This window comes from Buchananella hordeovulneris (assembly GCF_001907235.1).
Classification (GTDB): Bacteria; Actinomycetota; Actinomycetes; order Actinomycetales; family Actinomycetaceae; genus Buchananella; species Buchananella hordeovulneris.
Genome location: NZ_MQVS01000004.1, coordinates 44,886 through 71,328 on the forward strand (window position 1 = coordinate 44,886; position 26,443 = coordinate 71,328).

The following is a 26,443-nucleotide window of genomic DNA, read 5'->3' on the forward strand; positions in this document are numbered from 1 at the left end:
GGGTGAGCGCTGTGAACGGTACACCAGGAGCCGGGCAAACAATGCCCGAACACGGTTGGCGGCGGCGCCGCGATCGCCGCGGACGCGGCCTGCGGGGCCCGCTGCTGGATCACCGCTTGCCCGCCGCCCGCACCCGCCGCGAACGTTTTGACGACCTCGTCGTGGAGCTGGCACGCGATTTGGCTCGCCAGTGGCCCCCAGTGGCGCACATGGAGTTCGCCGTGGAGGACGTGCCCCCCTCTGATCCGTCCCCGTGGGAGACCGGCGGAGTGCCGCTCGGCCGCCTATTTTCGGCCGACCGCCGCACCCGGCTGGCCGACCGCATAGTCATCTACCGGCGCCCGTGTGAGATGCGGTCAGCCGAGGGGCACGAGCGGGAGGAGCTGGTCTACGCCGTGCTCGTCGAACAGGTGGCGCGGGCGCTCGGCCGCTCCCCCGACGAGATAGCCGGACGGTAGCCGCTAGCGGCCGCGCCAGGCCGGCACGTCCCGGAGCCGATCGGCGGGTTGCGTCAGGGGCAGGGCCTCGATCTGCCCCTGCGGCCCGGTCAACAGCAACATGGCGTGCACGGCGGGGGCATCAGTGTCGATGGTCAGCCAGACCGTCTGGGGCGCAAGCGGTAACACCTGGGTGCCGCCCGGCGCTAACCGCACCGGCTCCTGTTGGCCGCCCACCCGCACCTCGGCCGCCGCGTCTGCGGCGTTAGTCAAATAGAGCTCGGCGCTCACATCGGGCGGGAGCAGACTGACGGCGGCTCCCGCCGCGCTGGCAGCGGGAATCCAGGCATGGTCGACTACCTGCCCGGCCTGCGGCTCGGGCCCGGCAGCCGCCGGACTCGTCGGCGCCGCGCTGGCGGCCCCGGGGCTCGGGCTGTCCGGCGACGCGGTGGCCCGGCCCGTCGTCCCGGCCGCCTGCCCGTTCGTGCGGGCGCTGGCCACGATGGGTTGATCTGCTCTGGCCACGATCGCCGTCTTGCCCACCACTCCCGTCAGCGGCACGTCCACCACCACCCCGGGCGGCACCCGCACCGCCTCCGCCCCCGGCAGGGGGGCCATGCCTTGCTCCCCAGACACGTTGACCTCGACGCTGGCCTCCACCGCGGTTGGATTGACCAACCGCACTACCGTGCTGTCTTGTCCCCCAGTGAGCACCCCGGGGATCACCTGGAGCGGGGCGGGCAGGTGACTGCCGGTCAGCACCGAGATGCCCTCTCCTTGCAAACCGGTGGCGGTGTAGCTGAGGAGGGCCGCCGCCACCCCGCCCCCGGAGGCGGAGACCCGGACGGCCGGGCGCTCCTCCCCCACCAGCGCCGCTTCGAGCTGCAGTTCGCTTACCGCCCCCGGCGCCAACGTCAGCTCCCGGTGCGCGTCTTGCACCTCCCCCGTCGACCCGTAGTAGGCGACCTCAACTTCAATCTGCCGCCGCCCGGGGTTGGCCAGCCGCAGGGTGCCACCGTCGCTCGCGCTCGCCGAACCGCCCACCAGCCAGACCTCGGAGGCTGCTCCGGTACACGGGGCAGCCGCGAAACCGGAGTAGAGCGACTCGGTCACCGCCACGCTGGCGTAGCCCGCCACCTGGGCGGCCTGCTGCCCGACCGGCGGTGCCTGTAGCCACGCCCCGCTCGTCCCGGCCAGCTCCGCCAGCTGATAGCTGCCAAGCTGTTGGCCGACGGCGGCCTCGTCTGCGGAGGACGTTGTCGCCTCCGGCTCCGGCAGCGGCACCAGGCTCAGCTCTCCCGGGGTGGGGGCCGCCTGCGGCACGCTGCCGGCCTGGATTCGACCGGTGCTCTGCCCCGCGCTTAGGGAGCCGTCGACGTTAATGTCCTGGCCCAGGTCGGGCAGGCTGAGGCGCGGGCAGACGTCGACGATGGTTCCCGGCAGCACCTTGATGTCGGGCGCGGCGACGTACTGCTGCGGGGGCGTCGGGGTAAATAACAGGACCAGCCCTGCCGCCCCCAGGCCCGCCGCGGCCAGCAGCCGCACCGGTTTGCCCGCCAGTTTCCTCATGCCGCTTGCCCTCCGCTCTTCGCCCGGCGCAGCGGCAACGCCAAGAGCGCTGCCAGTGCGAACACCCCGGCCCGGACCAGCCACCACAGCGTGGCCCCCGGGTGCCGCGGACTAAGGCTGAGCGTCTGCGCGCCTGCGGGCACGTCGGCGCGCAATATGCCTTCTTCGGCCCGCAGTGGCCGGTCCTGGCCGTCAATAAGCAGCCGCCACCGACTCGGGTCGGTCTCGGCAATTTCCACCTGTTGCCACGTCCCCGCGGGCAGGGTGACGTCGGCGTGCACTGGCCCGGCGGGCAGGGGGCTGACCCCGCTCTCGCCGCGCAGCCGCACGCGGGCCGCCACCAGGTGAGCGGACGGGGCCTGCGGGTCGGCGCTGCCCACCCGCCACAAGATCGCGTCCTCGGTGCGCGTGGCGCGCCGCAGGCCCCCAACCGTGTCCAGCGCGGTGGCTAGCCGAGCGGTGGTGGCCCAGGGAGTAAGCCCGTCCGCCCCCGTGTCGGCGTGCCGCCGCACCACCACCCCGTCGATGGCGTAGTGCGCCAGGGTGCTAGCGGCCTGGGCGTCCGATGTGCCGGTGAGGGCCGAGGTCAGGGCCACTAGGACCTCCAGGTTGGCGTCCGCCACGGGGCGTACCCCGGCGCCAAAGCGGTCTCCGGTGGGCCCCGGCCCCTGGAGCTCGGCCAGCGCGGTGAGTGCCGAAATGTCGGTCAGCTGGGCGACGGTGCCCCGCCGTACCGCCACCCGCAGTTCCGTGCCCGGCTCCAGCACCAAAACGCGCGACCGATAGGGCGCATCCTGCGCGTAAGCGACAGCGGCGGGCAGCTGCGGTGCCCGCTCCACGAGCCGGAAGTCGGCAGTCAGCTGGCAGAGCGCCACCCAAGCAACCAGACCGGCCACGCAGCCCACGCTGCCCACCACCGCGCCTACCCGGCGGGCGGGGACCCACCACCGGTTGTGCACCGGCTGCGGCCGTCCGGCCAGGGCCGCGATCGCCAACCCAAAAGTCAGCAGGCTAGCGCCCGGTCCGCTCCAACCCCGCACCAGCACGAACTGGTCACTTACCCCGGCCATCGGCCCGACCCCGACCGCTATCCAGGGCGCGATCACCGCCAGCAGCGCCCCCATGCCCGCGAGACCCACTCCCAGCCACACCGCTCCCCGGGCCTGCCGGGCGCCCACCAGCTGCCAGCAGGCCAGGAGCCCCAGGACCGCCACCGGCACCAGCCACAGGCCCAGAGGCAGCCGGGCCGGACCGGGCAGATCAGCCTGCTGCCAGGCCGCTATGACCCGCCCGGGGGCGGTGCCGAGGGCCGCCCACAGCGGGTGCGTGCTCTGCTCACCGAGCGGCAGGCCAGGGCTGGCGAACCAGGCGCGCCACGTCGAACTCGCCGGCTGACGCACCGTCTGCCACAGCAGGGGGGCCAGGAGCGCCACCGCGGGCGCCACAACCCACACCAACCGCCACCGGGAGCGGCGCACCCGCCAGGCGAGCACCCCCACCGCGAGCACGGCAGCCCCAAGCAGTGAGGGAGCCCCGGCCAGTACTATCGCGAGCGCCAGCCCCGCCCCGGCGGCGGCAGTGACAGCCACCATGCGGGTGGGGGCCTGCACGCGCCCGCGTCCTCGCCCCGCGACGGGAGCGAGCACGTCCACGCGCTCCAGGCGCCAGGTCCGCGCCAGGAACAGGGCGACGAGCGGTAAGAACACGTGGGCTAAGGCCGGCGCGGTGCGCCCGGCACTCAGGCCGAGCAGCAAGCTGGGGTGGACTGCCCACACCAGGGCCGCCCACGCCCGCAAACTCACGCGCCGGGTGGCCGCCCCGGCGGCCGCCCAGGCGGTTAGCGCCGCCAGCGGGAGGGCGGCGGCGTGCAGGAGGGCCAGCACCGGGCCGGGGTTTACGCCCACCAGTGCGAACGGCAGGGTCAGGCCCAGCACGACAAAGGCGAACGGATCCAACCCGCCCGTTAGCTGCAACCCGTCGGCCACCATGTCGGCCCGCACGTACTGGGCGAGGTCCCGCCACGAGCCGCTAAAGCCCGCATAGGCCCCGCCCGTCAGCTGCCACCCCAGGGGCCCAAAGACCACGGCGCTGGCTAGGCCCGTTATGGCCAGGACGGCGCCCAGTGTCCAGCGGCGCTGCCGCGCCAGGCTTGCCAATTCCTGCAGCTCCAGATTCGAGGGGGCCTGCGCGGCACGCTGCTCGGCCCGATTGTGCCGGTTGGCCTCGTAGGCGCGTTGGAAGAGCTCGCGGGAGGTGGCCTGTAGCGGCCGCAAGATCCCCGGACCGACTTGGGCAACCTGGTGGCTGCGCCGCCGGGTGTGGCGCAAGGCGGGCAGGTGCGTCAGCAACTCCCCTACGGCCTGCAACTCCGCCACTGCCAAGCCCGATTGTTTGGTGGCTATCCGCCACAGGGCCCGAGCGCCCCCCAGAAGCACCACCCAGAGCAGGAGGAAGGGCAGGGCCCACCAATGCGCTCCGCTCAGCCAGTAGTGCAGCTGCGCGCGCCGTCGGGCAGCGAAGGAACGGCGCGGGTCCGGGTCCGCACCGTGCCGCACCGCCCGGTAACTGGCGCGCGCGTGGTACACGATGGCGCGGGGGGCCACCACCACGCGCCACTTGCCGCGCCACAGGCGCCGCGATAACTCCAGCCCGTCGCCGAACGGGCCCAGGGCCGGGTCGAAGCCGCCTACCGCGGTTAACGCCTCCCGGCGCACTAACGCACCGGCCGTGCCTACTCCCAACACATCGGAGCGGGAATCGAGCTGGCCCTGGTCGATGTCGCCGTCGTCGATGTCGGTGGTGCGCCGCCCAGAGGCGGTGGTGCGCAGCCCCACCTCCAACAGCACGTCGGTACCAGTCCAACCACGTTGTTTGGCCCCCACCATGCCCACCGTGGGACCGGAATCCGCCAACCGCAGCAATTGTTCCAGGCAGTCCGGCGCGGGGGCGGAGTCGTCGTGCAGGATCCAGAGCCACTCGTCGGCAATGTCCGGCACCGCTGCCAGCGCGGTTGCCAGGTTCGGGCTGGGGGCCTCCACCAGCTCGCCGCCGTCGGGGGCCGGGCACGGGCTGGGACGCGGACCCGCATCGACCAGCACCACCCGCTGGGGGGCGATGGTCTGCGCGGCCAGCCCCCGCAGCGTACGGGGCAAAAACTCACTCGCCCCCTGGGTGACCACCACCGCCGTCACCGTCAGGTTCGGGCGCCGGGCGTAAGCCACCTAGCGGCGCCCTGACCGCTTGTAGCGTCGACGCTCCCGGTCGGACATGCCGCCCCAAATCCCGTAGCGTTCGTCGTTGTCCAAGGCGTACTGCAGGCACTGTTGCCGCACCTCGCAGTTCTCGCACACCGCCTTAGCCGGTTGGGTGGAGCCGCCCTTGTCGGGATAGAAGGCCTCGGGATCGGTCTGCGCGCACAGTGCCAAACCCAACCAGGCCAGATCAGACTCCCCAAACCCGAGAGCCGTGGCCAAGGCACGGTCGGCTGAGCGGGCGATGGGGCCGTCCCCAAAGATGTTCCACGTACTCGCCTCTGCGGCTTCGTTCCCTGCCATGAGGATAATTACAACGACAGGATTCACATCCGTCAAGACGCCGCTGGCCACAGGCAGACAACATCGAAGCGACTTTTCCGCAGCCTGGCGCGCGACACGCCGGGCCGATATCAAGTTGAAATTGTTTCGCGGCAGGCAGGCTCTGGGCCTAGGCTCGTACCCGTGAAGAAAGCCCTAGATGCCTTGACGGTCCGCCCTGGCCCCGCCATCACCGACTACACCGCGCGGCGCACCGAACTCACCGGCACGGTAGTTATGCGCTGGGTCTCCAAGATCTCCGACCTGGTGGTACAAGAGGACGCCGCCGACGTCTACCTCGATCTGCCCCCTTCCTGGCGGCTGGTGGTGTGGTCGCTGGGCGCGGTGGCCGGGGGCGCCGCCGTGACGTTCACGCCGGCCCCGGCCCACCTCCTCGTGTCTGATCGGCCAGCTGCCCACCCGGAGCCGGACGCCGAACTGGCCCTGCTGCAGATCATGGACCCGGGAGTGCTGCGCGCCCCCGCGGCGGACATTCCGCCCGGTTGGCTGGACGCGGCAGCCGAGGTGGCGGTGCATCCTGATACCCCACCGCCCCTGCCGCCCACCGGAGACCTGGCCGACCGCCCGGTCACCTGGCAGCAGCAGGCCGACCCCGCACGCATTTTGCTGACCGTGCCCGCCCGGGACGATGCGGCAGGCCTGGCGGACCTGGCGCACCGCTGCTTGAGCCAGCTGCTCAGCGGCGGCTCCCTCGTGCTGGCCCGCGCCGACGACGACCTGGCGCGCATCGCCGAGATAGAGCGCGCCACCAGGCAGGACTAACGGCAGGCAGAGCGGCGGGGGTATACCCCCGCCGCCCGCGCGCTAGCGGAACTGGGGGGCGATCACGTTGTCGAACGCGGTCAGGGCGGAGGCGATGGCCATGTGCATGTCCAGGTACTGGTAGGTACCCAGCCGCCCCCCAAAGTGCACGCCCTCTTCCTGGGCCACCAGCTCCCGGTACGCCGCCAACCGCTCGCGGTCGGTGGCGGTGTTAACCGGGTAGTACGGCTCGTCCTGCGGCCCGGCGAAGCGCGAATACTCGCGCATGATCACCGTCTTGTCCGTCGGGTAGTCCCGCTCGGGGTGGAAGTGCCGGAATTCGTGGATGCGCGTGTAGGGCACGTCCTCGTCACCGTAGTTCATCACCGAGGTGCCCTGGAAGTCGCCGACCTCCACCACTTCCTGCTCGAAGTCGAGCGTGCGCCAAGACAGCGGCCCGGCCTGGTAGTCGAAGTAGCGGTCCAGCGGGCCGGTGTAGACCACGGGCACACGCCCCACCAGCGCTTCCTTATGGAAGGGCTGCACGGTGTCGAAAAAGTCCGTGTTCAGGGCCACCGTGATGTGCGGATGGTCAGCCATGCGTTCGAGCCAGGCCGTGTAGCCGTCGACCGGTAGCCCCTCGTACTTGTCCGCGAAGTAACGATTGTCGTAGTTGTAGCGGACCGGCAACCGCGAGATGATGCCCGCCGGCAGCTCCCGCGGATCGGTCTGCCACTGCTTGGCGGTGTAGCCCTTAATGAAGGTCTCGAAGAGGGGCCGGCCGATGAGGCTGACCCCCTTCTCCTCCAAGTTCTCCGGCTCCTTATCCCCCAGTTCGCTGGCCTGCTCCGCGATCAGGGCCCGGGCCTGGCTCGGCGAGTAGGCGGCCGAGAAGAACTGGTTGATGGTTCCCAAGTTGATGGGCATCGGGTAGACCACCCCACCGACCGTGGTGTAGACGCGATGCACGTACGAGGTGAAACTCGTGAAGCGGTTGACGTACTCCCACACCCGCTCGTTGGACGTGTGGAAGAGGTGCGCGCCGTACCGGTGCACCTCAATGCCGGTGGTCGGTTCGGCCTCCGAGTAGGCGTTACCCCCCAGGTGCGCCCGTTTTTCTAACACCAGCACCCGCAGGCCCAGCTCGTTGGCGCAACGTTCGGCCACCGTCAGGCCGTAAAAGCCCGACCCGACCACCACGATGTCATAGTCCACCACAACCTCCATGAGTTAAAAGTTCAGCTCCCCCGACCAGCGGCGCTGTCGGGACCCTTACTGGGGAAAACGTTTGGCCGGGTGGAAGAACAATCCCTTGGCGGCTGCCTTGGCCAGGCGCAGCTTCAGGTGCCGCGGCACCCCCGCCCCCCGCATCTGTCCGACGATGTTCTCCACCAGCTCGGCGACCAGGTGCGGGCGTCGCAGGGCCCAGGCGGCCGAGATCTGGTTCCGAATGCCGTACTCGAACTTCCAGATGGTCTTTTCGTTCACATCGCCCCAGTTAACCCCGCGGTTTTGCGGCAGCAGGTGATCCACCTGCGAGGAGGGCACGAAGATGCCCGGCCGCCACCGCGACAACCGCTGGGTGTACTCGGAGTCGTCGTACCAGATGAAGTACTCCCGGTAGGGCAGGCCGACGGCAGCCACCGCTTCGCGCGAGACCAGGCACGAGACGAACGAGCACGACTTCACGTCGAACCAGTTCTTGCCCGCCACCAGCGGCCGCGGCCAGTCCCAGGTGGTCTCCGGGGTGTTCATCTCGCACAACGAGCCGTCGGTCCACAGCACCTGCGAACAGGCGAAGCTCGGTGCCGCCCCCCGCAACTGGGTAGCTCCCGCATAGCCGTCCAGCAGCTCCCCCAAGGCCGAGGGGTGGGGCAGGGTGTCGTCGTCCATCAACCAGATGAGATCCGCCCCGCCGGCGTAGGCCGCCTCGATTCCCTTAGTGAAGCCGCCGGCTCCCCCGGTGTTGACGCTGGCGGTGAGCACCGTGGTCGGCACCTGCCAGGGGCGGGTAGCCAACACCGATGCCGTGTCGTCGGTGGAGGCGTTATCGATGACGTACAGGTGATCCAAGGCACGTTCCTGCGCCTCCAAGGCGTCCAGCACCCGCTGCAGGAGAGCGCACCGGTTGAACGTGACAACAACTGCAGCGACCTTCATCGCGCCATGACCTCCTGGTAATGCTGGGCGTAGAACTCCGAGGCGCTCTGCTGCGCCGCGATCTGCTCCACTTTACGCCCCTGCTGCGCCAGCAGGGAGGCAAAGAGGGCCTCATCCTTGGCCAGGGCCCGCAACAGGCGCACCGCCTGGGAGACAAACTGCACCGGCTGGGCAGGCAGAAGGGCGGCGTCGGCCACCACGCTGCGCTGGGAGCCCACGTCCGCGGACAGCACGAGCACGCCCGCCGCGTTCGCCTCCAGGGCGGTGAGAGTCAACCCCTCGTTCTCGGAAGTCACCAGCAGCACATCGATATCCGCCAAGAAACCCGCCACCGGGGCCCAGTCGCGCCGCTCCACATAGGAATCCAGGCGCAGGCGCCGTTGGTCGCGCTCGACCATCTTCTCCAGCTCCCCAGCCCCCTGCATGATGAAGCGCAGCTCGCTGCCCCCCGCCAGCTTGCAGGCGGCCGCGGTGCGCTGGAACAGATAGGGGCGCTTTTGCGCAGACAACCGGCCCAGGAAGCCCACCCGCAACGACCCCCCACCACGGCTGGTGCGCGGCAACGGCGCATCGGCCGAGAAACCGGTCAGCGGGTGGAAAGCCAGCTTGGCGGGGTCCACCCCGTTAGCGGTGTAGAGATCCACCAGCTGCGGGGAGATCACGTGGTGCAGGTCGAGGTAGTCGCTCAGCTCGATCGACGTGCCCACGAAACCGCCGCCCCGGTGCTCCACGATGTGGGTCGAATCCTCCACCCGGATCTGCGGGTGGGTCAGCCGCAGCGACGCCAACGCCGCGTAGGCCAGTTCGGAGTGGTGGATGTGCAGGTGGGAGATGTCGTGCTTGCGCAACAGTTCAGCAACGAAGAGGGGCCAGTGGGGCCGCTCCAGGCTGTTGCCCACCAAGTAGACATCCTCGGTCAGGGCGAAGGCCTTGGCCAACTGCCGTTGCGGTGCCGCCCGGTCGAAGGTGATGACCAACGCAAAACCGGCCTCCTTGGCCAGCCGCGCCTGCTCCCAGGCCCACGACTCGGCCCCCCCGGACTCGGCCCAGTGCATCGCGACCCACATCGTGCGGCCCGCCACGTCGGTGTGCTGCTGCATCGGCACCGTCGTCATGCGTTCGCCGCGCACGCGCCCCCCGGCCCGCTTGTTGCGCCACTGCCGGTAGGAGTCCAACGCCAGGGGCACCTGCCAGTAGGCCCGGGTGTAGATAGCGGAGATGGTTTTGGCCACGAAGTTCGGTCGCTGCCCGAAGGAGAAGCTGGTCTCGCCCGCCAGGATCTCCGGCGTCGGGAGCGTCAGGTGCGCCGCCCGCGGGGCGCGCTCCCCGCTGCCGACCACCGCAATCCCCCGCCGGGGACCGCCCCCGGATTCGGCGAGGTTGCGCATCGGTTCGGCTCCCTCCGTGTGCAGCTCAAAGTGCTGCATGCGCCCCTGGTTTATCAGCAGCACCGGCTTCATGGCGGCCGCCAACCACTGCGGGCCGAGGTGCTCCAGCACCTCGGTCGCCGACTTGGTGAGCGAAAAACCCACATCCTGCCCATCCAGCGCCTCCCGCAGCTGGGTGGCGAACTCCTGCACGTCCATTTTTATCCTTCCCGCAACCGGTCCACAGCCTCACTGGCGGTGCCGTCGACGATGAGTTTGCCGCGCTCCAACATGACCCCGCGGTTGCACAGGCGCTTAATCATGTCCAAGTCGTGGCTAACAATGACTAGAGAGGTACCGAGTTCCTGCAATTGGCCGATCCGGTCCAGGCATTTGCGCTGGAAAGGTTCGTCGCCCACCGCCAAGATCTCGTCGATGAGGAACACATCAGGGTAGGTGTGTACCGCCACCGAGAATGCCAAACGCAGGAACATCCCGGAGGAGTAAAACTTCACCTCGGTGTCGATGAACTTGTCGATCTCCGAAAAGGCGACGATGTCATCGAAAGCGTTTTCTATGTCTTCCCGGCTCATCCCCAGGATAGCGCCGTTGAGGAAGACGTTTTCCTTGCCGGTCAGGTCAGGGTGGAAGCCTGCCCCCACCTCGATCAAGCCCGCCATGCGGCCGCGCACCTGCACGCCCCCGGCGTCGGGCTGCATAACACCCGAGATCAGCTTCAGCATCGTTGACTTACCGGAGCCGTTGAAGCCGATCAGCCCGATCGAGTCCCCCTTGTTGACGGTGAAGGACACCCCATCTAGGGCCCGGAACTTGTTGACCAGTTGCGCGCGCCTGCCGGTCAAGCTCCACACCAGGCGGTCCTTCAACGTGTGGGTGCTACGCAGCGAGAACTCTTTGACGACGTCGTCAACCTTGATAACCGCAGTCATTTAGAGCTCCTGGGCAAAACGAGGATCCATCCGCCTAAAGGCCACCTCACCGATCACCAGCACTAGGACCGAGAACCCGAGGCCAAGCAGGCCCCATTCCAATAGGTGCGGGGGCAACGGATCGGCCGCGTCAGGGCCAAGAGTCGGATGCCAAAAACCGTAGTGGAAGAGCTCCACGGCCGCCGTCAGCGGGTTGGCTTGATAGAGCAACCAGAAGAAGCCGCCCAGCGGCTGGCTGAGCTTATCGTGCACCATGCTCCACTTGTAGAGCACCGGCGAGGTCCAGGTCGCCACCATCAAAATGAGATCCACGAAGTTCTCTGCGTCGCGGAAGAAAACGTTAATGGCCCCCGCAAACAAGCCGAGCCCGAGGGAGAAGAACGAAATGATGAGAAAGCCGATGAGGACGGCACCGATGCCGGTCAGGGAGGGTTGCCAGCCGAAAAACAGCGCACCGATCAGCAGGATCGCAAGCTGCGGCAAAAAGTGCACGAAGGCCACCCACAGGGCAGACATGGGGAAGAGTTCCCGCGGCAGATAGATCTTCTTCACCAAGGGGGCATTACCCACAATGGAGCGGGTGGCGTTACCAAAGGCCTCGGAGAAGTAGTTGATCGCGATCACGCCGGAAAACATGTAGATCACGAAATTAGGAATGTTGCGGTTCATGTTCATGAACACGCCGATCGCGAAGTAGAAGACCGCGAACTGGGTGGCCGGCTTAGCGTACGACCACAGCATGCCAAATACCGAGCCCCGGTAGCGGGCGCGCAGCTCCTTGTGGACTATCAGACTAGTGAGGTAGGGCTGCCGGATCACCTCCAACAATCCCACCGACCGGCCAGGGCGCCGGAAGTCCTGACGTTCAATGGCAGTACTCACGCAGTTCCTCCACTTTCTTTCCGCGCCAGTCTAGGGCAGGTGTCGGCCCGGTATGTGCGCCCCATTACGGCGCTTCATCACACACGCGCAGGTGCAACAGCCGGGCGGTGCCCTCCTGATCCACCACTTCCGCCACCCCGGCAGCCTCTAGGCCCTCCAGCCCCGGGAATTGCTCGTGTTTGCCGTAGTGATCCCCGCCCCACAGGTAGTCCTCGCCGAAGTCTAGAACGTGGGTGACGTGCAGCTGGCGCGCCAACTCACACGCGGGCGACCCGGGGCGGGCCTGGTTCAACGTCTCCACCAGTTGGCGGGCCTGCTTGTCCTCCACCGGGGCAACATGGGAGTGGGTAAAGCGCAGTCCCGTGATGGCGGGGGCGAAGACGGAGCCGTTCCACGGGTTGCCGGTCAGTACCGTGTCGGCGGGCAGCTGCCGGGCTGCCCGCTCCAGGAGCACGTATTCGTCCCGCGACAGCAGTCCCAGTATTTCCGGACGCGCAGTGTCGAACTGGAAATTGGAGCGAATCTCCCAGTAGGAGTGCTGCAGGCGCGGCGCGGCCTGGGCACCGAGCGCCACCACCACAGCCAGGGCAACGGGCGCGGCCACCGCCCACGGGCTGGGGCGCAGCGCCTCCACCCGGCCCTGAATGAACAGGCCCAACCAATCCACGCCGAGGGCGATCAGCGGGACGGCCGTGATGGCCAGCAGCGCAATCAGCCGCTGGGTATCGCCGTACCACAGCCCCACCAGGTAGGAGCGCCAGGAGGAGACGAAGGAGAAGGAGGCCACGAAGAGGAAGCCGGCGATGGCGTGCGCCAGCGGCAGCCAGGCGGTACGCCAGGAGGTAAAGCAGCGCACGATGCCAAGCAGGCACAGGCAAGCCAGGGCCCAAGCCACCGGCCCGGCCACCCGCACCTGCACATCACCGGCCAGGGCCAGGGTGCGCCCGACGCCTTGCACCCAGTTCCCCTGCGGCTGCCAGGTCCCCGCTGCCATCCGCATGGACCGCAGCATCTCCACCCGCAGCGTCAACCGATCGACCACCAGCGCTCCCCCGACGACCAGCGCGGCGGCCGCCGCGCCCGCCGCCAGTTGCCGCCCCACCCCGGGCCCGGCCCAGGCCGCGGCCCGGCGGCCTGCCGCCACGGCCCCCAATGGCACGCCGAACAGCAACACCGCGAAGACCGCGGTGGGGTGGGCCACCCCCAACCCGAGGAAGCCACCGGCCAGCACCAGGGCGCACCGCCAGGCCTGCGCCGCTGGCCGACCGGCCGCCAACACCGCTAAACCGAGCGCGAAAGGCACCAGCACGTAGCCCGTGAGGTTGGAGTACAGCACCCCGAACCAGGTGAAGTGGTTGGGCAGGTGCGGCAGGGTGAACGCCACGAGGCCGGTAACCCCGACGGCGGCCCACCGGCGGGTGAGTGCCCCCACCAGCAGGCCGCAGCCGAGTGGCCAGACGAACGCCGTCAGCACCACGGTAAAGGCGTTGGCCGCCACCGGGATGGGCAGGCCGGTGAGTTGCACGATCAGGTAAACGAAGGCATGCCAGGCGGTGGGAAAGAAGGCACCCCCGGCGTCGGGAGCGGCCAGGTTCACGTGCAGGAAGGACACGTCCCCGTCGCGCAGCATCTGGGAGACCAAGTTCAGGTGATAGGGGCCGTCGAACGTTTGGGACACGGCGTACGGCACTTGCCAGGCCCACCCCAGGCGGCAGGCGTGCACCAGCCCGGCCACTGCCACTGGCGCCAGCCCCCACCACCAGCGCCCCTGCCACGGCGCCACCTGCGGCACGCGCCGCGTCAGCGCCAGGGCCCCGGCCAGCACGGCGGCACTGCCCAGCAACGTCAGGAAGTGGTAGCGCACGCCCACTACCGCCGAGCCGTGCGTCAGCAGGGCCGAGAGTGTGAACGTCACGAGCGGGGCCGCCAGCCACAGCGCCCCGCGCCGCAGTCCGGCGCCCCAGGCCACTGCCGCCCCCGGGCCGAACACCAGCGCCACAGCGACCACGGCCCCGACAGCCAGATTTACCCAAGTAGCGGCCACAGCTCCCCTAACGTGTGCGGTTACTATCCGGCGAAAGCGTACCGGGGGCCCGGCCGGGGTGCACGTTCACCACTCATTGCCCACCCCGCCGCGTCAGGAGGGCGTACACCCGGCGCCGCAGCCCCGTCGGCACCAGGCGGTAGCCGCCGCGGGTGGCCAAATTGAATAGCAGGCCGACCCAGGTCACGATCCCCAGCTGCCAGAGCTTGCTTTGCATGCGCACCTCGCTGACCAGCAGCTTCCAGCCACCGCGGCGGCGATAGGCGCCCTCCCCCACCCGGTAGGCCACCAGGGCCTCGGGCACGTTGGCGGCCGCCGCCCCCGCCGCCACCATGCGGGCGAACAGCCAGTAGTCCTCCATGAGCGCTAGGTGTTGGTAGCCGCCCACCTGCTCGACCACCGACCGGCGGTAGACGACCGATGGGTGGTTAAAGGGGTCGCGCCGCCGCATGAGCCGGGCGATGTCCGCCTGGCTTTGCGGGTAGCGTCGGATCATGCCCGGCTCGGCGGGATCGGTCTCGAACTCGGCAATCGCCGAACCGACCAGGTCCTTGCCGGCGGCAATCAGCGGCAACTGGGTGGCCAGGCGGGTGGGCAGCGAAATATCGTCGGCGTCCTGGCGCACGACGACGTCGTAGCGGCAGTGGGCGAGCCCGGCCGACAGCGCCCGCGCCAGCCCCAGGTTCGCTGCCAGTCGGACCACGGTGACCGACAGACCCGCCACCGGGTCGGTGCGGCTGCGGGTCCCCAGGTCGGCCACCACCTCCTCGACTTCGGGGCGCAGCGGCCCGTCGGTGACGAGCACCAATTCGCTGGGCGGACAGGTCTGTTCCACCGTCACCGAGCGCAGGGCCCGCCGCAGCTGCGCGGCGTCGTCGCCCAGGTAGGTCGACACCAGGACCGACACGCCGGAGACCAACTGGCAGGCGCCCGGCAGTGCCCGCCCGCCCCGTCGTTCCACCCGCGCCGCCGGGGGCGGCGGGGCTGACGGCAGTCGCAGCGACTCCACGTGCAGCACATCACCAGCCACCGGGGTGTCGGCCAGCACAGCGGGAGTGGCCGGGGCCGGGGCCAATCCGGCCCGCAAGCCGACCGCCCCCACGCGCCGCAGCCGCGCCGGATCCGGCGACTTGGCCAGTGTCCGGACCCACCGCAGCACGCTCGCCCCAGCGTAGGCCACCCGTTCGAGCGGCTCGAAGCTGCGCCGCGAGCGCAGCGCCCACAGCTTGTTGCGCACCTCCCATTCGAAGCGGTCGCCTGGGTCGGCGCTGGAGTCGCCGAGCACTTTCGTGGCGTGCACCACGACGGAGTCGGGCACGAACAGGCCGGTGCGGCCCCGCAGGAGGGCGGCGGTGTACTCAAAATCGTCGTTCCACAGGAAGTAGCCGGCGCGTGGCAGGCCGACGGCGGCAATCGCGCGGGCGTCGAGCAGGATGGAGACGAAGGAGGCGGTGCGCACGTGCTGCACCCCGGCCCGCGCGGCGCGCAGGCGGGCGGCGCGGGCGAGGAAGGGGCGGGGGCGCGGCGTGTTCATGGGGTGTTCGGTGCCGTCGGTCCACACCGCTTTGGAGGCCAGGAGCGCCGGGCTGCCCCCGTAGCGGGCCTTGGCGGCCAGCAGCTCGGCCAGGGCCGTGGGGGTGGGCAGGGTGTCGTCGTCCATGATCCACACGTAGTCGGCGGCGTGTTGCGCCACCGCGCGGGCGATGCCCGCCGTGAAGCCGCCCGCCCCGCCGGTATTTCTCGGCAGCGTCACCACCTCGGTGACGGCCGGGTGGGTGCGGGCCACCTCGCCGGAGCCGTCGCTGGAGGCGTTGTCTACCACCACCAGGGCGTCCACTGGGCGGGTTTGGGCCGCGAGCTTGGCCAGTACCTGCGTCAGCAGTTCGCGACGGTTGTAGGCCACCACCACGGCCACTATGCGTTCGCCCACTTACTTGCCCCTTTCCGACTGTCGACATTGTGCCACCCTGCCCGGTGGGAGGCGGGCAGGGTGGCAGGCAGATCCCTTACGGGAAGGGCCGCACCACGGTGGCGATGTAGCTGTTCCACCGCAGATCGGTCACGTGGGTATCCAGGGCGATGCCGCCGGATTCGATGATGCGATCGTTGCCGAGGTAGATGGCAACGTGGTCGATCGTGCCGTAGCCGTTGTGGTAGAAGACCAGGTCGCCGCGCTGGCGTTGGGCCCACGGCACCTTCAGGAACCCGTTGTGGGCGTGCAGCTCCCGGCTGGTGCGGTAGTCCGGCCACTGATGCTTCATCACGTTGATGGGTTGCGGGTCCAGACCGGCGGCGTAGAGGGCTTGCAGCACGAGACCGGAGCAGTCGAACCCTAGTTTGGTGGGCCCGGCCCCGCCCCAGGTGTATTCGGTGCCGCGTTGGCGCATGGCGTAGGCGATCATGGCTTCGATGCGTTCGTGGCGGCTGGCGTTGGGCCGCACCTGCACCTTTTCCTGGTGGGCGTCGATGGTCCACGGGTAGCCGGTGTGCAGCGCCTGCCAGGTGCGGGGGCCGACGATGCCGTCCACGGCCAGCCCGGACCGGGCCTGGAATCGGCGCACCGCGTTGATGGTGGTGCTGTCCATGGTTTCCCACCGGGAGCCGAGCCCGAGGGCGCGCTGGGTGAGGCTAACTTTGGTGCCGTTCCAGCCCGCCAGCAGTTCTTGGCCCCCGCGCACCGGCGTGATGGAACGCACCGGCCCCAGTTTGCCTGCCGCGGCGCACCACGGGCGGTCGTTGGCGGGTAGGGAGGAGCGGAACTTGGCGTACTCGGCGCTGCACCCGTCCGCGGGCGCGGGCAGGGAGTTGGCAAAGCCACACACGGTGTTCTTCTCGGCGTTGGACACCGGCCCGACTGCCAGGCGGGTGTTTAGTCCCATGCCGCGAAGGTGGTCGAGGTGGTGACGTTCCTGGCAGCCGGGGGTGATGTAGATGAGGGGGGCACGCTGATGGGAGGCGAAGGGGGCCGCCGCGATCGCCTCCGCCAGGGCGGTGGAGTTGACCGCCACGTAGGTCCCGCGCTTGGGGGACCGCTCCGCTATCGCCCGCGAGGTGGCGTACCGGTTGGGACCGGAGATGCGGCTCCAGCGGAGGGACAGGCCGCTGGTGAGCTGGTTGGCGATCTGGTCGCTGACCGAACCCGGGCCGCCGACGACGACCACCGCGCGGGGCCGCAGGCGTTGCAGCTCGGCGGCCACCGGGGCGGGGTTGGAGCCGACCAGCAGCACGGGGGCGTCGTTTTGCCCGGCCTGAACCGCGATCGGCACGGCGTCGACCTGGGAGATGGCCCCGGCGACGTAAACCAGGTCGGCGCGGCTGTAGGTGCGGGCGACCTCCAGGGAGGTGGCCACCCGATCCCGGCCCGCCAGGCGGGTGACCGGCGCGACGGCTTGAGCTTGCGCTTCGGCCTGGGGCGAGACCGAGCCGGTGCCGCCGAGGATGACGATGCGCTTGGGTTGCAGGCGCTGCAGTTCTTGCACCGTCCACTGGTCTAGGCCCTGCGGGGTGGCCAGCAACACGGGACCGCCGCTGCGGACCGCGAGCGGGGCGGCAGCCAGGCCGTCTGGGACCGCCCCCGCCCCGATGATGACCACCGTCTCCACGCCGGGGCTGTAGTGCTGGGCGGACAGGGCGACCGCTGTGCGGCTCGGGCGGTCGGCCACGGTGTGGCTGTTGGTTACCGGGCGCAAGCGTCCGCAGCCGTCCACTACCCCGCTGGGTTGTAGTTCGTGCGGATGCCCGACGGCGATGCGGGCCACGCGGGGGGCGGCCGCCAGGGCCTTGGCCGTGTCGGGCGGCACGCAGGCCGGATTGGTCAGCAGCAGGGGGCTGCCCAGGGCGGCGGCGCTGACGGCCCCCACCAGGTCGTTGGCGAGCACGTTGCCGGTCACCAGGAGCGGGCGGTCGGCGCGGTGACCGGGCCAGCCGACCCCGAAGAGGTTGGCGCTGGTGGCGTAGCGGTTAGCGCCCCCGATGCGGGTGGCCTGCGCGCCTTTGGCCGCCTGCTGGGCCTCCTGCAGCAGGGGGTCGCTGAAGGAGGCGCTGCCGCCCACCACGTAGAGCTGCTTGGGGGCCAGCTCGCTGAGGGCGGCCTTGGTGGCGCCCTCAAGGCGGCCACCCCGCACCGGCAGGAGTGCGGCCTGCTGCCGGGCGGCGAAGGCCACGGCCGGGCCCACCAGCACCCCGTTGTCGGCGGGCACCAGAACGACGGGCGCACCGGTCGGGAAGTATTTGGCGGTTGCCGCTCCGGCCGCCACCGAGGTGTGGGGACTGACCCGGGTGACGGTGGTGGCGCCTGCGGCGGCTTGGCTGGCGGTGACGACGCTGTCGGGCACGGCACTGGGCCCGCCCACCACCAGGAGGGTGGCCGGGCGGGTGCGTTCCAGCACGCCGCGGGCGGCGCCGGGCAGCGAGGCCCCCACCGGGATGGGGACGGCCCCCAGGTGGGCGGCCAGGGCGGCACTGGCGGCCCCGGCGGCGGGATCGTCGGCGGCGAAGAGCACCGCCGCCTGGGTCGCGCCGGGGAACGTGGCGCTGTAGTGGTGTTCCAGCTCGCCACTGCCTGCCGTTGGGGAGAGACGCTGGACCCCGCCCCCTTGCGTCAGGTCCCCGCTGGGGGTCAGCGGCAGCCGCGGCAGCTGCGGGCGGCCGGTGAGCGGGGTGATGGAGGCGCTGGGCGTCGGCTGTGGGACCGCGGTCGGCGACTGGCTGGGGTGCGGGGTATCCTCCGGCTCCGCGGTGGGAGTCGGCAGACCCGGGCTGGGTTCGCTCGGCTCGGCGGGGTCGTCTGGCGCGCTCGGCTCGGCGGGGTCGTCTGGCGCGCTTGGCTCGCTCGGCTCGGCGGGCGCGTCCGGCTCACTCGGCTCGCTCGGCTCCGGGGCGGCCGGGGCCGGGGAGTCTTCCTCCGGGGTGCTGGGCGGCTCGGTCTCGTCCGGGGTCGGCACTTCCTGCGCCGGCAGGGCGCTGTGTGGCGGGCCTGCGGGGGCCGCAGGCTGCCCGTGGCCCACCCCTGGCAGCGGGCTGGCCACCGCGGGAGCGCTCAGGGATGTCATCAGACTCCAGACTGCGACTGCCACCACGCTGATACGTCTTTGTACGGTCATGGCGACAACAATAGAGGGACGGACGGGGGGCGAACGTCGCCCCACAGGTGGATAGACTCGGGCGCCATGAAGCTGATGTCAGTTGTCGGGGCGCGGCCCCAGTTCGTCAAACTTGCTCCCATCGCGCATGCCTGCGCACGGGCGGGGGTGGAACACGTCGTGGTGCACACCGGGCAGCACTACGATCCGTTGCTGTCCGACGTATTTTTCACCGACCTCAACATTCCCGCGCCCGACGAGCACTTGGGGGTGGGCTCGGGGAGCCACGGCGTGCAAACCGGGCAGATGCTGGCGGCGATGGACGACGTCATCATGAAGCATCGCCCGGACTGGGTGCTGGTGTACGGGGACACCAACTCGACCCTGGCCGCGGCCGTAAGCGCCGTCAAGCTGCACTTCCCGGTGGCCCACCTGGAGGCAGGCTTGCGCTCCTTCAACCGCCAGATGCCGGAGGAGATCAACCGGGTCCTCACCGACCACGCCGCCGACTTGCTGCTGGCCCCCACGCAGGTGGCGGCCTCCCACCTGGCCACCGAGGGGCTGGCCGACCGGACGGTCGTGGTGGGCGACGTGATGACGGATGTGCTTTACGCCACCCGCGACGCGGTGGCTAAGGCCCCTAACCCGCTCACGACTGAACTGGGCCTGGCCCCGGGCGGCTACTCGCTGGCCACCATTCACCGGCCCGCCAACACCGACGACGCCGCCCAGCTGACCGCCGTCCTCGACGCGCTCGGCTCGGTGGACCACCCGGTGGTGATCCTCGCCCACCCGCGCCTGGTGGCGAAGGCGCAAGAGCACGGCCTGGAGATAGCGCGCGGTAACCTGCGGGCCCACTCACCGCTGGCCTATCCGCAGCTGGTGGCCGCCGCCTTGGGGGCCCGCGGGGTCATCACCGACTCGGGAGGGCTCCAAAAGGAGGCCTTCCTGCTGCGCACCCCGTGCACCACGGTGCGGCCGCAAACCGAGTGGGTCGAAACCGTGGAGAGCGGCTGGAACGTGTTGGTGGGGCCGAGCGAGCTGAAGGCCGCTGCCGAGCGACCCCGCCCGGCGGACACCGAGCTGGCCCCCTACGGGGACGGGCGGGCGGCCGACCGGGTCGTGGAGGTCTTGCGCGAACACCTGCGCTGAACGCAGCGCCGGGGCCGGGCCGGGGACAGCCCCACCCGGCCCCCGTGCTAGTTGGCCAGCGGCGCGGCGCAGCTGCGGAGCCTCGCCTCTGCCCGGGCGCTCCCCGTGTGGGGCCGAGCTTAGCTGCGGGCGCGGACGGTGGCCTCCAGGATCTCGGCCACCGCTTGCCCCACCCGCCGGGTAGAACGGTGCTCGGCCACCCAGGCGTGCCGGGCCGCGCGCGCCGCCGCCTCCGATGGGGCGGCGCTCGCCAGCTCCCGGAAGGCCTGGGCCAGGGCCGCCACGTCGTAGTCGACGGCCCGGCCCAGCAGGGGGTCAGCCAGGTCCTGGCACACCGGCCCGACCCCGGCATAGAGCACCGGGGTGCCGCAGGCCAGGGCTGACAGCACCTTGGTGGGATAGGCGAAGTCGTAGCCCTGCCCCGGGCGGATCGACACGAGCGCCGCCAGCGCCCCGGCTTGCCAGGCGGCCGCCTCGGCCGCCGAGCGTTGCCCGAGCAGCACCACGCGGGGCGCCCCATCCGGCAGGGGCGGTAGCGAGGCGGCCACCGCCGTGATCGTCGGCCAGGCCGAGCCTTGCCCCAGGAAGACAAGCTGGAAGTTGGCGTCGGCCACCTGTCCGGCGGCCTGGGCGAAGATCTCCGCCCCCTGCCATTCGGAGGCGGTACCGGCGTAAACGAAGTAGGGGTGATGCACGGCGGCCTGGGCCCGCAGGGCCGCATCCGGCCCCGCCTGGTGGGCGGTGAACAGCTCGGTGTCGACCCCGTTGCGCACCACATGCACCGAGCGGGCCCCCAACTGTTTCACCCGCTCGGCGACGTCGTCGGACACGGCGATAACAGCGCTGGCACCCCGCACCGCGAACCGTTCCAAGGCCCGCACCACCCGCACCACCGGGCCGGGCGCGCCCGCCCCGGCCGCCGCGTCGGACCACACATCGGCGGCGTACCACACGTAGGGGCGGGCCACCAGCCCCGCCAGCCCCCGCATGACGGCCCCGGTGGTGGGCGGCGGCTCCACGAGGAAGACGTGGGGCCGCCGCCGCCCCAACACCCGGCCCACCAGCGGCAGGTCGAAGGAGAGGTAAGGCAGGTAGCCGCGCAGCTGTCCGTCAGCGGCCCGCAGCGTCGGCCACCGGCGCACCTGCACCCCCGGCTCGTCGCTGTCCGCCCCGGCCGCCCCCGGGTAACGGGAGGTCAGGGCCACCACCCGGTGTCCGCGCCCCACCAGCGCCCGCTCCACCGCCGCCAGCCGGAGGCTGGCCGCTGCCGGTTCGGGGGCGTGAATTCGTGTCACCAGCGTGACCCGCACGTCTCCTCCTTGCCTCGCTCCCCTGCTACTAGCCGCCGATAGTCAGGCGGGCCACACCTTCCCACTTGGCGGGATCGGTCACGCGCCGTCCATCCAGCAGGGCGCGCACCCCCGGCAGGTCGGCCGGGGTCAGCGCCGCGTACTCGGGGTGATCGGCCTGAATGATGGCCGCCTCGACCGGCTCGCCGAGCGTGTAGGGCTGCCACCCGAACTGGGCCAGCTCCTCGGCGCTGTACATCGGGTCGTGGACGAAGACCTCGGCCCCCAACTTGCCCAGTTCCTCCACCGTGGCAAAAACCCCGGAGAAGGCCGTCTCCTTGACCTTGCCGCGGTAGGAGGCCCCGAGCACCACCACCTTGCGGCCCGTCAAGTCCCCCAGGGTGTGGGCGAGGCGCTCCACCGCGTAGGCAGGCATCTCCGCGTTGGCCGCCCGGGCGGTGCGCACGATGGAAGCCGCCGCGTCGGTAGACAGGTACAGGCGCGGGTAGACGGGGATGCAGTGGCCACCCACCGCGATGCCGGGGGCGTGGATGTGGCTGTAGGGCTGGGAGTTGCACGCCTCAATGACGGGGGCCACGTCGATGCCGAGCTGGTCGGCGTAGCGGGCGAACTGGTTGGCCAGCCCGATGTTGACGTCCCGGTAGGTGGTTTCGGCGAGCTTGGCCATTTCGGCGGCCTCCGCGGCGCCTAGGTCCCACACGCCGTTGGGGCGCGGCAGGTCGGTGCGCTCGTCGAACTGCAGCACCGCCTCGTAGAACTCGCGGGCGCGGCGGGTGCCCTCGGGCGACAGCGAGCCGATCAGCTTCGGGTAGCGGCGCAGGTCCGCGAACACCCGGCCGGTCAGCACCCGCTCCGGGGAGAAGACGACGTGGAAGTCCGTGCCTTCGCGCAGACCCGAGACTTCCGCCAGCTTGGGGGCCCACCGGTTGCGGGTGGTGCCCACCGGCAGCGTGGTCTCGTAGGACACCAAAGTGCCCGGGGTCAGGTGCTGCCCGATGGACTCGGTGGCGCTGTCCATCCAGCCGAAGTCGGGCTGCCCGGTGGCTTCGTCCACGAACAGGGGCACGACGACGACGACCGCGTCGGCGCCCGGGATGGCTTCGGCGTAGTCGGTGGTGGCACGCAGGCGCCCGGCGGGCACGAGGGCGGCCAGCTTCTCGGCGAGGAAAGCCTCGCCGGGAAAGGGTTCGCGGCCCGCGTTGACGTCAGCGACGACCGCCGGGTTGACATCGACGCCGATGACGTCGTGCCCCGAATCAGCGAATTGGACGGCGAGGGGGAGGCCAATTTTTCCGAGGGCCACCACGGCGATGCGCATGTGTTTCTCCTTCACGACGGTGCGCGACCATCTTAGGCGGATGGGGCGAGGTCGGCGCGCACCTGCCGGGCGCGCGCTTGCCACGTGTGGGCGGGTGCCACCTGCCGCACCCGGGCGGCCACGGCGGCGAGCTCGGTGGGGGCGGCGGCCAAGCGCGCCAGCAGCTGCTGCAGGGCGGCGGCGGTGTAGTCGATGGCCCAACCGAGGCCGTGGGCGGCCACGAAGCGGCCCGCCAGGGTGCCCGCCGTGGCGATGATGGGCAGACCCCGCCCGAGGTATTCGAAGAGTTTGTAGGGCATGGCGAAGTCGCGATAGGGGTGCGGTTCTACCAGCAGCAGGCCGAGGTCAGCGGGGCGGTAGTGGGCCGCGAGCGCGGCCCCGGCGGCGTGGACGAGGGTGACATTGGGGGGCAGGGGTGGGTAGGTGGGCGACGCGGCGTGCCAGTTGGCGGCGGGGGTGCACAGGGTCAGGTGGGCAGCGGGGGTGGCAGCCAGGGCGGCCAGGGCGGCGTGGAGGCGGTAGTGGGTGCCCAGGGCGCCGACGTAGAGGAGGCGGAGGGGGCCGCGGGGCGCAGACCAGTCCCGCAGGTCGAGGGTGGTGCCGGGGGGCAGGGCGGTCATTTTGCTGGGGGCGACGTGGGGCACGTGGGCTGCCATTTCGCGGCTGGGCAGGTAGAGGCGGGTGAGGAAGCGGTCGTAGGCGCGCAGGTCGTGGCGGTAGAGGGCGATGGTGGTGGTGGCCACCAGGGGACCGACCCGCTCGCGGTATTCGGGAAATTGCCAGTAGATGTCGCGGTAGTACAGCCCGACGGGCACGCCGTGGGCGGCGAGGGAGGCGAGGAAGGGCAGGTCGAGGCGTGGGTGGAGGGGCAGGTGGTGCGGTTCGGTGAGCCAGGTGGGCAGGGTGGCGGCCTCGGAGTAGGCGAAGTCGAGGCGGCCGCCGGCGGCGAGGTGGGCGCGGACGCGGGCGATGGCGGCGCGCCGTTCGGCGGCCCGCCCGGTCACGCTCAATACGCGGTAGCCCAGCTCGGTGAAGGCTTGTTGGAGGTGGATGGGGCGTTGGGCGGAGGCGGCGGGGCGGGTGGGTTGGAGGGGGAACGGGGTGTGGAAGACGATGGTGGGCATCAGGAGGCGCTTTCGTACAGGGCGCGCACGCGTCGGGTGTAGGCGGCCGGCCCGTAGCGGGCGGCGGTGGCAGCGGCGCGGGCGGGGCGGGTGTGCGGATTCTCGGCGGCCACGGCCTGCAGGGCGGCAGCGAAGGCGGCGACGGTGGGGGCGGCCTGGCGACCGTAGTGGGGCAGGTCGGCAAGATCGCGGCCGCCCCAGGTGGGGGTGGTCACGACGGGGGTGCCGACGCTGAGGGCCTCCAGCAGGCTGACGCCGCAGGTTTCGCTGTGGGAGGGCAGGGCGAAGACGTCAAGGTTGGCGAGGAAGGTGGGCACGGCGGCGCGCGGCAGCGGCCCGACCAGGTCGATGCGGTCGGCGGCGGGGTTGGCGGCCACCAGGGCGCGCACGGTGGCGCCGTAGGGGCCGGTGAGGTCACCGGCGAGGCGGAGGCGACCGCGGGTGGGAAAGGCGCGGGCGAAGGCAGCCAGGAGTAGGTCGTGGCGCTTGACGGGGTGGGGCACGGACAGGTGCCCGACAACGGGCTCGCCGCCGGGGGGCCGGGGCGCGGGGGGTGGGACGGCGGGGGCGAGGTTGGGCAGGGCCTGCCAGGCGGCGGGCTGCGCGAAGCGGGTGGCGAGGGCGGCGGCGTGGGGGCGGGAGACGCCGGTGCGGGCCGCCGCGGCGGCGACGAGGGCGCGCTCGCTGGCCCGCCCGCCCCAGGTGCGGGCGGGAGCGTGGGTCAGGGAGCGGTGCTCGGTGTAGACCCAGGGCAGGGCGTGGCGGACGGCGAGGTGGTGGGCGAAATAGGCGCCGGGAAAGAGACCGTGGGCGTGCAGGATGTCGGGCCGTCCCCACCGGGCCACGTAGCTGCGCCAGGCGGCCGCCAGCTGGCGGTGGGCCAGCGTGGTGCTCAGGCGGCGGGTGGTGAGCCAGGCCCGGCGGGCGGGGAAGCGCACGAGCCGGACCGGCCCTTCGGTGGCGGCGCGCGGCGCGGTCAGGGGGCGGGTCGGGGGGACCAGGTGGGGCACGAGCGCTCCGACGCGCAGCCCGGCCGCGGCCAGGGCCTGGAGTTGTTCCCGAAAGAAGGACCCGGCGAGGTCTTGGTCGTCTGCCGGGTACCAGGACGGGATCCACAGCGCGTGCACCCGGCCATTGTTCCATCGGGGCACCGTTATGCTCGGCTGCCGTGGGCCAGGAGGGGCAAGTGCTACAGGTGGTGGTGGATACCCGCGCCGCTTTGGCGAACGGGCCGGGCGAGCAGTGGGGGCGGGCGCAGGTGCGCCGCCAAGGTGACTGCCTGGAGCTGACCTGCGACCGGGTGCGGTCGGTGCCGTTGCTGTGGACGGTGCGCGCGGGCCGCGTGCTAGTGGTCGACGACCCGGCGCGGCTGGCCGCGTACGGTCCTTTCTTGCCCGACCCGGTGGGGCGGCGCCAGTTTGTGGCCGCTGGTTTCACCCTGGGCACCCGCACCCTGTTGGCTGACGTCCACCAGGTGCTAGCTGGGCACACGGTGCGCATCGATCTGCGCACTGGGCGGGCCTTAAGTGTCTTCTCCCCCTACCACCGGCCGCGGGCCGAGCAGTTCCCGGACGACGCCAGCGCGGATGCTGCCGCCCGGGCGGCCCTGGATGCGGCCTTGGGAAGCATGCTGGCGCGGTGGGCCGGGCGCCGCTTAGTTATTCCCCTGTCCGGGGGCTTGGATTCGCGCCTGTTGCTGGCGTGGCTGCGGCGGGCCGGGGTGGCCGACGTGTTGACCTTCTCCTACGGACGGCCCGGGTGCCGGGAGATGGCGGTCTCCCGGCAAGTGGCCGCCGCCTTTGGCTACCCGTGGCACGGAGTGGAGCTGGCGGGGGCGCAGGTGACGGCCACGTGGGCCGACGCCCTCAGCGCCCAGCTGGTGCGGTTCGCGTGGCGGGGCACCAGCCTGCCCCACGTGCAGGATTGGGTGGCCCTGCGGGCCCTGCAGGCGGCGGGGCTGGTGGGGGTGGGCGACGTCGTCGTGCCCGGGCACACCGCCCTCGGCAGCCTGCCGCCCGGGGGCCTGTTTACCGCGGCCGGCCCGGATCGCACGCCCCTGGCCCGGGCCTTGGTGGCCCACCACCTGTTGTTGGATGGCCGGGCCCGCCGGGTGTGGCGGGCGACGGACCTCGGCGGCTGGGTGCGGGGCTTCCTGGCTGGGCAGCTGGCCCGGGACGACCCGGACGCTTGGGCCGCGGCCTGGGAGGTGTGCAACGTGGTCGAGCGGCAGGCCAAGTACATCTACAACTCGGTGCGCACCTACGAGTTCCTCGGCCTGGACTGGGATCTGCCCCTGGCGGCGGCCCCGCTGTGGGAGGTCGCCGGGCGGCTGCGGCGCGAGCAGCGCACCGGGCGCGCCTGGTTCACGGCCCTGGCGACGCAGTTCGCCGCGGCAGTGGCGCCCGCCGTGCTGCCGGTCCATCGCGAGCGCCGCCTGTCGGCTGCCGCGGTGGCGCGCCTTAGTCGCCTCGCGGCGGCCCTGCGGGTGCGTGCGTGGGGGGCGCGGGTGGCCAGCACCCACTATGTGCTGCACCATCCGCTGGCCCTCGACCGCTACTGGCCGGGCGCGCGGCCCGCGCTGGCGGCCCAGCTCCTGCGCGGCGGCCACCACCTGGGGCTGTACGCCCGCGCGTTTTTGACCGATACCTGGAACGAAAACGTCGGCTTGTGCTTGGCGGGGGACGGACCGGTGGCGTTGGGTTGAGCGGCAGGCAG

General features: G+C 71.1%; 19 protein-coding genes. 4 read left to right on the plus strand and 15 right to left on the minus strand.

All coding sequences use genetic code 11. The annotated features are described in order from the left end of the window. Positions 1-11 precede the first annotated feature (11 nt). Complete coding sequence (locus tag BSZ40_RS04950) at positions 12-458, plus strand: metallopeptidase family protein (protein ID WP_342741911.1); 447 nt, start codon at positions 12-14, stop codon at positions 456-458. Positions 459-461: 3 nt separating this feature from the next. On the opposite strand, the gene BSZ40_RS04955 is transcribed toward BSZ40_RS04950, so the two are convergent. The 3 genes from BSZ40_RS04955 to BSZ40_RS04965 are packed head-to-tail and all read right to left on the minus strand — an operon-like array spanning position 462 to position 5,560. After that, positions 462-2,006 (minus strand): DUF5719 family protein, encoded by a 1,545-nt coding sequence (locus BSZ40_RS04955; RefSeq protein ID WP_073823922.1) that lies wholly within the window; start codon positions 2,004-2,006, stop codon positions 462-464. Continuing rightward, positions 2,003-5,227, minus strand: coding sequence for a glycosyltransferase (locus BSZ40_RS04960; protein WP_073823923.1), 3,225 nt, complete (start codon positions 5,225-5,227; stop codon positions 2,003-2,005). The genes BSZ40_RS04955 and BSZ40_RS04960 overlap by 4 nt, the downstream gene beginning before the upstream one ends. Beyond that, positions 5,228-5,560 carry a WhiB family transcriptional regulator gene (locus BSZ40_RS04965; protein ID WP_073823925.1) on the minus strand — a complete coding sequence of 111 codons (333 nt, stop codon included), beginning with the start codon at positions 5,558-5,560 and terminating at the stop codon, positions 5,228-5,230. Positions 5,561-5,722: 162 nt separating this feature from the next. Between BSZ40_RS04965 and BSZ40_RS04970 the strand changes: the two genes are divergently transcribed. Further along, positions 5,723-6,361, plus strand: a complete 639-nt coding sequence (locus tag BSZ40_RS04970) for a TIGR03089 family protein (protein WP_073823926.1) — start codon at positions 5,723-5,725, stop codon at positions 6,359-6,361. A 42-nt stretch (positions 6,362-6,403) separates the two neighbouring features. On the opposite strand, the gene glf is transcribed toward BSZ40_RS04970, so the two are convergent. The 8 genes from glf to BSZ40_RS05010 all read right to left on the minus strand — a co-directional run bounded on the left by glf (position 6,404) and on the right by BSZ40_RS05010 (position 18,845). Continuing rightward, entirely contained in the window at positions 6,404-7,567 is a 1,164-nt protein-coding gene (gene glf / locus BSZ40_RS04975) for a UDP-galactopyranose mutase (protein ID WP_222842748.1), read from the minus strand. A gap of 45 nt (positions 7,568-7,612) precedes the next feature. Beyond that, positions 7,613-8,500: a glycosyltransferase family 2 protein gene (locus BSZ40_RS04980; RefSeq protein ID WP_073823928.1), complete on the minus strand. Its 888-nt coding sequence runs from the start codon at positions 8,498-8,500 to the stop codon at positions 7,613-7,615. Next, complete coding sequence (locus tag BSZ40_RS04985) at positions 8,497-10,086, minus strand: glycosyltransferase (RefSeq protein ID WP_073823929.1); 1,590 nt, start codon at positions 10,084-10,086, stop codon at positions 8,497-8,499. The genes BSZ40_RS04980 and BSZ40_RS04985 overlap by 4 nt, the downstream gene beginning before the upstream one ends. A gap of 2 nt (positions 10,087-10,088) precedes the next feature. Next, positions 10,089-10,817 carry an ABC transporter ATP-binding protein gene (locus tag BSZ40_RS04990; RefSeq protein ID WP_073823931.1) on the minus strand — a complete coding sequence of 243 codons (729 nt, stop codon included), beginning with the start codon at positions 10,815-10,817 and terminating at the stop codon, positions 10,089-10,091. Then, a complete protein-coding gene (locus BSZ40_RS04995; RefSeq protein WP_073823932.1) occupies positions 10,818-11,699 on the minus strand; it encodes an ABC transporter permease in 882 nt (293 codons plus the stop codon). 64 nt (positions 11,700-11,763) lie between these two features. Continuing rightward, positions 11,764-13,743, minus strand: coding sequence for a DUF6541 family protein (locus tag BSZ40_RS05000; protein WP_073823934.1), 1,980 nt, complete (start codon positions 13,741-13,743; stop codon positions 11,764-11,766). Positions 13,744-13,816: 73 nt separating this feature from the next. Continuing rightward, positions 13,817-15,673, minus strand: coding sequence for a glycosyltransferase (locus tag BSZ40_RS05005; RefSeq protein WP_073823935.1), 1,857 nt, complete (start codon positions 15,671-15,673; stop codon positions 13,817-13,819). Between the two features lie 76 nt (positions 15,674-15,749). Further along, on the minus strand, positions 15,750-18,845 hold the full coding sequence (locus tag BSZ40_RS05010) for a cell wall-binding repeat-containing protein (RefSeq protein ID WP_084542639.1): 3,096 nt from the start codon (positions 18,843-18,845) through the stop codon (positions 15,750-15,752). A gap of 66 nt (positions 18,846-18,911) precedes the next feature. On the opposite strand from BSZ40_RS05010, the gene wecB reads away from it, so the two are divergent. Further along, positions 18,912-19,976 carry a non-hydrolyzing UDP-N-acetylglucosamine 2-epimerase gene (gene wecB / locus BSZ40_RS05015; protein ID WP_073823938.1) on the plus strand — a complete coding sequence of 355 codons (1,065 nt, stop codon included), beginning with the start codon at positions 18,912-18,914 and terminating at the stop codon, positions 19,974-19,976. A gap of 119 nt (positions 19,977-20,095) precedes the next feature. On the opposite strand, the gene BSZ40_RS05020 is transcribed toward wecB, so the two are convergent. The 4 genes from BSZ40_RS05020 to BSZ40_RS12355 are packed head-to-tail and all read right to left on the minus strand — an operon-like array spanning position 20,096 to position 24,855. Then, a complete protein-coding gene (locus BSZ40_RS05020; protein ID WP_073823940.1) occupies positions 20,096-21,286 on the minus strand; it encodes a glycosyltransferase in 1,191 nt (396 codons plus the stop codon). A 28-nt stretch (positions 21,287-21,314) separates the two neighbouring features. Further along, a complete protein-coding gene (locus BSZ40_RS05025) occupies positions 21,315-22,604 on the minus strand; it encodes a nucleotide sugar dehydrogenase (protein ID WP_073823941.1) in 1,290 nt (429 codons plus the stop codon). Between the two features lie 32 nt (positions 22,605-22,636). Then, complete coding sequence (locus BSZ40_RS05030) at positions 22,637-23,728, minus strand: glycosyltransferase family protein (protein WP_073823943.1); 1,092 nt, start codon at positions 23,726-23,728, stop codon at positions 22,637-22,639. Next, on the minus strand, positions 23,728-24,855 hold the full coding sequence (locus BSZ40_RS12355) for a glycosyltransferase (protein ID WP_073823945.1): 1,128 nt from the start codon (positions 24,853-24,855) through the stop codon (positions 23,728-23,730). Before BSZ40_RS12355 ends, BSZ40_RS05030 begins: the two co-directional genes overlap by 1 nt. Before the next feature lie 59 nt (positions 24,856-24,914). Between BSZ40_RS12355 and BSZ40_RS05040 the strand changes: the two genes are divergently transcribed. After that, entirely contained in the window at positions 24,915-26,432 is a 1,518-nt protein-coding gene (locus BSZ40_RS05040; protein WP_073823947.1) for an asparagine synthase-related protein, read from the plus strand. Positions 26,433-26,443 lie beyond the last annotated feature (11 nt).

Bases quoted from the DNA above. Each gene is read 5' to 3' on its own strand.
- BSZ40_RS04955 (WP_073823922.1), bottom strand. From the start codon at position 2,006: ATGAGGAAACTGGCGGGCAAACCGGTGCGGCTGCTGGCCGCGGCGGGC.
- BSZ40_RS04965 (WP_073823925.1), bottom strand. From the start codon at position 5,560: ATGGCAGGGAACGAAGCCGCAGAGGCGAGTACGTGGAACATCTTTGGG.
- glf (WP_222842748.1), bottom strand. From the start codon at position 7,567: ATGGAGGTTGTGGTGGACTATGACATCGTGGTGGTCGGGTCGGGCTTT.
- BSZ40_RS04980 (WP_073823928.1), bottom strand. From the start codon at position 8,500: ATGAAGGTCGCTGCAGTTGTTGTCACGTTCAACCGGTGCGCTCTCCTG.
- BSZ40_RS04985 (WP_073823929.1), bottom strand. From the start codon at position 10,086: ATGGACGTGCAGGAGTTCGCCACCCAGCTGCGGGAGGCGCTGGATGGG.
- BSZ40_RS04990 (WP_073823931.1), bottom strand. From the start codon at position 10,817: ATGACTGCGGTTATCAAGGTTGACGACGTCGTCAAAGAGTTCTCGCTG.
- BSZ40_RS05010 (WP_084542639.1), bottom strand. From the start codon at position 18,845: ATGACCGTACAAAGACGTATCAGCGTGGTGGCAGTCGCAGTCTGGAGT.
- wecB (WP_073823938.1), top strand. From the start codon at position 18,912: ATGAAGCTGATGTCAGTTGTCGGGGCGCGGCCCCAGTTCGTCAAACTT.
- BSZ40_RS05025 (WP_073823941.1), bottom strand. From the start codon at position 22,604: ATGCGCATCGCCGTGGTGGCCCTCGGAAAAATTGGCCTCCCCCTCGCC.
- BSZ40_RS05030 (WP_073823943.1), bottom strand. From the start codon at position 23,728: ATGCCCACCATCGTCTTCCACACCCCGTTCCCCCTCCAACCCACCCGC.